This window comes from Moraxella bovis (assembly GCF_002014975.1).
GTDB classification, from domain to species: Bacteria; Pseudomonadota; Gammaproteobacteria; order Pseudomonadales; family Moraxellaceae; genus Moraxella; species Moraxella bovis.
Window position 1 is genome coordinate 22,314 of the sequence record NZ_MUXV01000049.1, and the last position, 6,304, is coordinate 28,617.

Annotated in this window: 6 protein-coding genes and 1 pseudogene; 6 read left to right on the top strand and 1 reads right to left on the bottom strand. The window is 42.5% G+C overall.

Annotated features, from left to right (window positions below; all coding sequences use genetic code 11):
• Positions 1 to 42: 42 nt before the first annotated feature.
• The gene (locus tag B0182_RS11160) at positions 43 to 480 is read left to right on the top strand and encodes an HIT domain-containing protein (RefSeq protein WP_078275008.1); all 438 of its coding nucleotides are present in this window, start codon (positions 43 to 45) and stop codon (positions 478 to 480) included.
• Between the two features lie 117 nt (positions 481 to 597).
• Here B0182_RS11160 and B0182_RS11165 read toward each other — a convergent pair whose 3' ends face one another.
• Positions 598 to 1,080 carry a septal ring lytic transglycosylase RlpA family protein gene (locus tag B0182_RS11165; protein WP_078275009.1) on the bottom strand — a complete coding sequence of 161 codons (483 nt, stop codon included), beginning with the start codon at positions 1,078 to 1,080 and terminating at the stop codon, positions 598 to 600.
• Between the two features lie 645 nt (positions 1,081 to 1,725).
• On the opposite strand from B0182_RS11165, the gene B0182_RS11175 reads away from it, so the two are divergent.
• The 5 genes and pseudogenes from B0182_RS11175 to B0182_RS14985 form a co-directional block, all read left to right on the top strand.
• Positions 1,726 to 2,142, top strand: coding sequence for a DUF4377 domain-containing protein (locus B0182_RS11175; RefSeq protein ID WP_078275011.1), 417 nt, complete (start codon positions 1,726 to 1,728; stop codon positions 2,140 to 2,142).
• A 172-nt stretch (positions 2,143 to 2,314) separates the two neighbouring features.
• Positions 2,315 to 3,166, top strand: coding sequence for a 16S rRNA (adenine(1518)-N(6)/adenine(1519)-N(6))-dimethyltransferase RsmA (gene rsmA / locus B0182_RS11180; protein WP_078275012.1), 852 nt, complete (start codon positions 2,315 to 2,317; stop codon positions 3,164 to 3,166).
• A 41-nt stretch (positions 3,167 to 3,207) separates the two neighbouring features.
• On the top strand, positions 3,208 to 4,074 hold the full coding sequence (locus tag B0182_RS11185) for a symmetrical bis(5'-nucleosyl)-tetraphosphatase (protein ID WP_078275013.1): 867 nt from the start codon (positions 3,208 to 3,210) through the stop codon (positions 4,072 to 4,074).
• A gap of 25 nt (positions 4,075 to 4,099) precedes the next feature.
• On the top strand, positions 4,100 to 4,891 hold the full coding sequence (locus tag B0182_RS11190; RefSeq protein WP_078275019.1) for a LysM peptidoglycan-binding domain-containing M23 family metallopeptidase: 792 nt from the start codon (positions 4,100 to 4,102) through the stop codon (positions 4,889 to 4,891).
• A 721-nt stretch (positions 4,892 to 5,612) separates the two neighbouring features.
• Positions 5,613 to 6,304: pseudogene (locus B0182_RS14985) on the top strand (type II toxin-antitoxin system HipA family toxin); the annotation flags it as partial.

Consider the following 6,304-nt stretch of genomic DNA (forward strand, 5'->3'; position numbering starts at 1 on the left):
ACAATATCCTGTTAAAATTCATAATTAAAAAAGGCTATCTCAATGTTCCAATTACATCCCACCCTTGCCAAAGACACCTTTTTGGTTGGCGACCTGCCCCTGTGTACCGTGCGTTTGATGAATGATTGTCAATTTCCTTGGCTGATTTTGGTGCCACGTGTCTCAAACATCAAAGAAATCTATGAGTTATCTGACGCTGACCAAGTACAATTTTTACGTGAATCAAGCTGGGTATCTAGCCAAATGGCAAAAATCTTTGGTGCGGACAAAATGAACGTCGCCGCCCTTGGTAATCAAGTGCCACAATTACACTTTCATCATGTCGTCCGCTATCAAAATGACGCTCGCTGGCCCAACCCTGTTTGGGGTTGCCCTGCCATCGCCTACACGCCCAAAGTCTTGCAACACATGAAGCAAACCCTGATGATGGCACTGCGTGGACATCATGAAATGCCTTTTGACTGGAAAATGGTGGTTTAGCGTTTAATCCACTGATTTTATTTAAGAAAATTGATAATTTATTCACATCAAGCAACACATAAAAAAATCCGTCATGACACCAAATGACGGATTTTGTGGTTTTTACAAACGATTTAATCACTTGTCTTGTTCAAATGCCAGATTTAGCGTGCCATCTTGATTGTTTTCGCTTGACTTTTGCTCATCTTGTGCCAATTTTTCTTTGGCAAGGCTGTCTTTGGCGATGACGGTATCATCTGCCTTAGTTGCTTTTTCATCTTTATCCACTGGGGTAACGGTCACTTTTACCAAACCCGCTGACAATGGAGCAAGCTGTTTAAAGGCATTTTTAGTCAGGTCAATACGCCCCACCTTACCAATACGGTCATTGACTTTACAAGTAATGGATTTGCCTGTTTTGGCATTGGTCACTTTGACATGAGTGCCTAGCTTATATTGGTTGGACGCACAAGTCATGCCGTTATTGCTAAATACTTCGCCATTGGCAGTTTTACGACCATTAAATTTATCGGCATAATAAGACGCCGTGGTCGAATGGGCAGAAGCCTGCACGCCAATCAAGGCAGTTAGAACTAGGGCGGTGATGTTAAGTAAACACATAATGTCTCTTTATAAAATAATACAAAAGATGTTTTAACCATCTTTGATGTTAGTTCTCTATGGTTGAGAAATGAATAACGGTTTTAAAAAATATGAAAACCTGCCAAACAAAAAGAATGGCTAGGGCATGCTTGCCTTTTGTATTTGCAATGAAAATCACAAAAAATCACCCGTTTTTCAAGGAAAAAGTGAAGTTTGATAGTCATTCTATCAAACGAGCTTTTGACCTCGAGTCACAAGATTTAGCCATTTTTCATGCAAAAACACCATTTTATTTCTATGAAATTTCTAAATGTTAAAATGTGTTATAAAGGTTTAACACGCCCTATTATAACAAATCATCATCCGTAACTTGTTAAGCGATTGCTATTTTTTTGTAAACGTGTATTGATACCACTCCATCATGTCGCTTTTATTTTTGGCAAATTTTAATTTGAGAAAATGTTTAGATAATTTAAAAAAAACAAAATGCGTGTATGTTTTGTAATGAATGTGGCTAAAAATAAGCCAAAACCAACGCTTTATTACTTTTTATTACAGTCCACAAAGAATATGGCAATAAAAAAAGACTACAATAAATTTGCAGGCAATCACTGCCCTGCTGTAAATTTAGCATCAACACCAAATTAAATTAAGGATACCCCCATGAAAAAAATCATCGCCCTATCATCAATCATCGCCTTGACCTTAACAGGCTGTGCCAGCACCCAACTAGACGACACCCGTGTCAAGACTGTAGAAGGCGAAGTTAAAGCTGTTAAAGTAGTTAACATCCCAAGCTTTGACATCGAAATCGCCCCACGCAAAGCCACTTGCCAGCTCATCGACACCGCAGGTAACGCTGTTGCTAGCGAATGCCTACAATACCGCCGTACCCACGAGCGTAACTATAACGTCCTAAGTGGCAACATCGAAGGATTTAGCTTTGAAGAAGGTAACCGCTATGTGCTAAACATCAGCCAAACGGCAGTTGATGATGAAGCCTCAGGCAAAGTCGTTCCTGTATGGAAACTAAACAAAGTCATCTCGGTAAATCCTGAAATCATCAATCCTGTACAGTAATTATTTCTGACTGCAAAGACTTGAATACTCTTTGTTCTTGTAAAGCCTTTCAAGTTAGTATAATCTACCCATTGGGCGAGCTTACCATCATGAAAATGACTGGTTGGTTCGTCCAATTTTTATTTTTTGACAAAGGATGTTATAATTGGCTAAATTTTAAGACAAACACACCATGACCATTCGCACGCCAAAAGAATTTAATCACGCCCCCAGAAAACGCTTTGGGCAGAACTTTTTACACGATACAGGCATTATCCGCCAAATCGTTGATAGTGTTCGCTTATCTCGCACCGATAACCTACTAGAAATCGGACCGGGGCTTGGGGCATTGACCGAGCCACTACTGGCGGAAGTGGATGGCATGACAGTCATCGAGCTTGACCGTGATTTGGCAAATGGCCTAAAAATCAACATCGGATCGAACAGCCACCCTGATTTTACCATCATTAATGACAACGCCATGCATATTGATTATCATGAGCTTGCCAAGCAGGTGGGGCGTGGGGCGTTTCGTGTGGTAGGTAATCTGCCTTATAACATCTCTACGCCCATTTTATTTCGCTTGTTAGAATTTAGCGATGTCATCACCGACATGCACTTTATGCTTCAAAAAGAAGTCGTTGAGCGTATCACTGCCGAGCCAAATACCAAGGCGTATGGGCGACTGTCGGTCATCATGCAATATCATTGCACCGCTAATTATCTTTTGACCGTGCCAAATGGGGCGTTTAACCCACCACCAAAGGTAACCTCTGCCGTGTTTCGTCTAACGCCTTTTAAGGTCAAACCCTTGCAAGCCCAAGATGAAAAACTCTTTGCCGATGTCGTGCGTGAGACCTTTAACCACAGACGTAAAACCTTACGAGCGATTTTTAAAAGTGTGAGTATGTTACCAACTTTGGACGATGAGGATTTTGCCAAAGCGGACATCAATCCCCAAGCCCGTCCTGAGACACTAAGCGTGGCGGATTTTGTGCAACTGTCTGATGTCGCCTTTGAAAAAACCAAAATTGACCCCAAATAATTATTACAATCAACCAAACTTTTTATTATTTAACTGATATAATGAATGTAGTAGCACCCAAAGTTTATCGCCATGAATACGTCATTGGGGATTTACAAGGTTGTTTTGACGCCTTTAATCGACTGCTTGTTGCCCTAGATTTTGACGAAACCCAAGACAAACTCTGGCTGTGTGGCGACATCGTAGCTCGTGGGGAAAATTCCCTAGACACCCTAAGACAAGTCAAGCGTTTGTCCGACATTGGGGCATTGACCACCGTGCTTGGCAATCATGACATCACACTCATTGCCACATGGCGGGGTGTTTTACCCATCAAGCCCAAAGACAACACCGCACCGATTTTTACCGCCCCCGACTGTGATGAGCTGTTAAACTGGCTACGTCATCAGCAATTTTTGGTATATCCCAACGACAAAACGGTATTGACCCATGCAGGCATACCACCCCATTGGAAGGTCAAAAATGCCAAAGGTTATGCCAAAGAATTAGAACAAGCCTTTGGTGGTGATTTAGATGAGCTTGATAAGCTGTTGCCTAATTTATACAGCAAAGCCATCGAACCTTGGTCGGATAAGCTAACAGGTCATGCTCGCCTGCGACTGATTGCCAACTATCTGACACGCATGCGACTGTGTAACAAACATGGCACGCTTGAATTTTCATTCAAAGAAAGCCTTGGCGATACCATGCCTTTGGGTTATCGTCCTTGGTTTGATTGGAAAGTGGTACGCAAACGCAAGATTTTGTTCGGGCATTGGGCAGCACTAGAAGCAAAAATTGCCACCGACCACGTTCGTGCTTTGGACGGGGGCTGTGTGTGGGGTGGCAAACTGGTGGCATATCGCCTTATTGATGAACGCCTTATTACCGTAAATGGCATAGACGATAGGAGTAACAACCATGGCTAATCTGTCTTTTTTCACTACAAAAGGGATGACACTGTCACATACTCGAATGGGTGTAGCCTTTTTAACGGCGTTAATCCTGTCAGCGTGTGCCAACAAACCCACCTATCAGCCAAATAATAACACTCGCACCACGCCTGCTGGTGGCAACCATGCCAAACAAGGCGTGCCCCAGCGTTACCAAGTCCAACGTGGTGATACCGTCTCAAAAATCGCCGCTCGCTATGGTCTTAACTGGCGTGAAGTTAGTCGCATCAATCGCCTAGACAGTAATCACACCATCCGTGTCGGGCAGTGGCTAACCCTATGGGGGACATCAAACCCCGCCCAAGCTGGCACAAGTACCAGTATCACACAAAGCCCCATACACTCAAATACCAATACAAACACAACCAAGGTGATTACCGTTAAAAACCCCATGGTCGGCAGTGTGGGCGTCATGCAATTTGAATACCCTGTCAGCAAAGATAGTAAAGTTGTGCGTCACTTTGGTGAAATTAGCAACATCAACGACATCAACACCAAGGCCGAAGGCATGTGGTTTATTGGCAAAAACAATGATCCGATTCGTGCCGCCCGTTCAGGGACGGTGGTACATGCTGACAATGCTAGTACAAGTGGCATTATTACTATCTCACACCCCGACGGCTTTGTTAGCAGCTACCTGCATGTCAAGGATGTCAGCGTTCGCAAAGGGCAAAAAATCGGTGTGGGCGACCCTATTGCCAAGATGAAACAGCAACCAAATGGGGCAACTTTACTAGAATTTCGTATTGCTAAAAACGGCGTCTACATTGACCCTGTGACGGTTTTAAAATGATTGGATGCAGCTAAAAACCCCACCAAAAGAAAACCGTTCATGGCAATTTGTCTGTCCATAACGGTTTTCTTTAAACTTAGAACCCCAAGAACCTGTTCACAATCAAAATATACTTGCAAGAAACTCAAGAGTTATTTGCGCTTTATTTAAAATAAAACTCCAACCACTCATAAGAAGTAAAGGTTTAATGCCAAATCTTGCTTATTTAAAGCAATTGTTGGTGCTAGCTTGCGGTTTAAGTAGTTTAACTTGTATATGACAGTTATTGATACTTTATACTCAAGTGCCAGCAAAGTAACAGATCGCTTGTGTTTATGATAAGCTGTCCAAATGACTGCCCTGTGGTGGGGGTAGTCTTGTGTTTTTATGTATGTTCATTTACAGTATTCGACCTTGGGTGCTGTAAATAACGGGAATATATTTTACAGCTACAATCAAGCAGTGAAAATACACACCCAGAGTGCAACCATGACGCCACACAAAAAATGAATTTTTATTATTAAAGCATTTAGGGCAAGACCTACCAGGAGCCATCACCACCATTCCAATCAATATGCAACAAGTACCTAACTTTATCATTCATCATCTAGGATTGACCAAAGATGATGTGGGCATGACCCCACAGTCAGGCAGTCATGACGACACACCCATTAACGACAGCGGTCTATCTCACCCTTTTTCTTTGGCGGGCGTGCAGACCAAATTCTCCATGCGTCAGATGATGACTCACACAGGCGAGCGGTTTACACTACCCTTGGTTGGTCAAAAATCCACGCTTGGCAACTGGATTGTTAAGACACCATCGCAATCACACCCTTTTGTCCCCGAAAATGAATACAGCATGATGCGACTGGCAGAGCTTGCAAAAATAGAAATCCCGCCAATCAAGCTTACACCCATCTCATCGCTTACTGGCATTGCAGATACTACCATGTTCAATCATGAAATGGTAGATATATATAATCCACCACTGGCTTATGCCATACAACGATTTGACAGGCAAACCCTAGCCGATGGTAGCGTTAGATGCATACACAGCGAAGATTCTGCCCAAATTCTTGTCAAATACCCCCATGAAAAATATAACGGTGGTAATTATGCCAGTCTTGCCAAAATCCTGTATTAGTTCAGCGAACATGGTTTGTCTGATGTCAATCAGCTCGCCAGACGAATCTTGGTAAATATCTTAATTGCCAACGGTGATGCTCATCTCAAAAATTGGAGCGTGATTTATAAAGATGGCGTAAATCCTGTGCTATCACCAGCCTATGATTTGGTTAGCACCAAAATGTATTTACCCAATGAAACCAGCTTTTCACTCAATCTTGATGGTACTAAGCACTGGTATCAAGTCAATATGACTCATTTTGAACATTGGGCAAAAAAGCGGACGTATAACCAACAAACCTTAAA